Here is a 774-nt window from a genome sequence, read left to right on the forward strand (position 1 = left end):
TTCGAGAACAAGCCCGCTTGTGTCTAGATTTGGGGATAAGCTCTAGGGCTGTCTCTTATACACATCTAGATGTGTATAAGAGACAGATGTTGCTCGCCGTGCTGCACCGCCATGGTGGCATTCCAACCCACGACCAGGATGTGTTCCTCAACGTGGTAGGCGGCGTGAAAGTGCTGGAAACCGCGTCGGACCTGGCGCTGATGGCGGCGGTGATGTCCAGCTTGCGCAATCGACCCTTGCCCCATGACCTGCTGGTGTTCGGTGAAGTTGGGTTGTCCGGTGAAGTACGTCCGGTGCCCAGCGGCTGTCTCTTATACACATCTAGATGTGTATAAGAGACAGGCTTCATGCTGGTGGGTACGCTGTTCATTATCCCGTTCATCCTGGGGTACACCTTCTGGAGCTATTACGTGTTCCGCGGCAAGGTCACCCACGAGGATGGCTATCACTAGCAGCAGTTGCAAAGACTACTGCAGAGCTTGATGCACAGCCTGTGGGAGCAAAGCTTGCTCGCGATGGCGTCGACACAGGCGCCATCAACCTTGAATAGGAGGGTAGAAGTTCATGGCCAGTAAACGCTCGTTGCAGGAAATCGAGGCCGCAGAGAAGAAACCACTGTGGCAACGCCTTGGCTGGCTGGCAATGATCTGGGTCGGCAGCGTCGGCGCATTGTTCATCGTCGCCAGCCTGATGCGCATGTTCATGAACGCAGCAGGCCTGAGCACGCATTGAGATGGGCGGATAAAAAAACCTCCTGGAAGGGAGGTTTTTTTC

General features: G+C 55.0%; 2 protein-coding genes and 1 pseudogene. All 3 read left to right on the forward strand.

Going from position 1 to position 774, the window contains the following annotated elements; all coding sequences use genetic code 11:
- Positions 1–86 precede the first annotated feature (86 nt).
- The 3 genes and pseudogenes from JMF97_RS32435 to JMF97_RS32445 all read left to right on the forward strand — a co-directional run bounded on the left by JMF97_RS32435 (position 87) and on the right by JMF97_RS32445 (position 732).
- Entirely contained in the window at positions 87–335 is a 249-nt protein-coding gene (locus JMF97_RS32435; RefSeq protein ID WP_498043319.1) for a hypothetical protein, read from the forward strand.
- Positions 336–341: 6 nt separating this feature from the next.
- Positions 342–452: pseudogene (locus JMF97_RS32440) on the forward strand (ubiquinol oxidase subunit II); the annotation flags it as partial.
- A 112-nt stretch (positions 453–564) separates the two neighbouring features.
- On the forward strand, positions 565–732 hold the full coding sequence (locus JMF97_RS32445; protein ID WP_122838980.1) for a DUF2474 domain-containing protein: 168 nt from the start codon (positions 565–567) through the stop codon (positions 730–732).
- The last annotated feature ends 42 nt before the right edge of the window (positions 733–774 follow it).

Source organism: Micromonospora fiedleri (genome assembly GCF_016774385.1).
GTDB lineage: Bacteria > Actinomycetota > Actinomycetes > Mycobacteriales > Micromonosporaceae > Micromonospora > Micromonospora gifhornensis.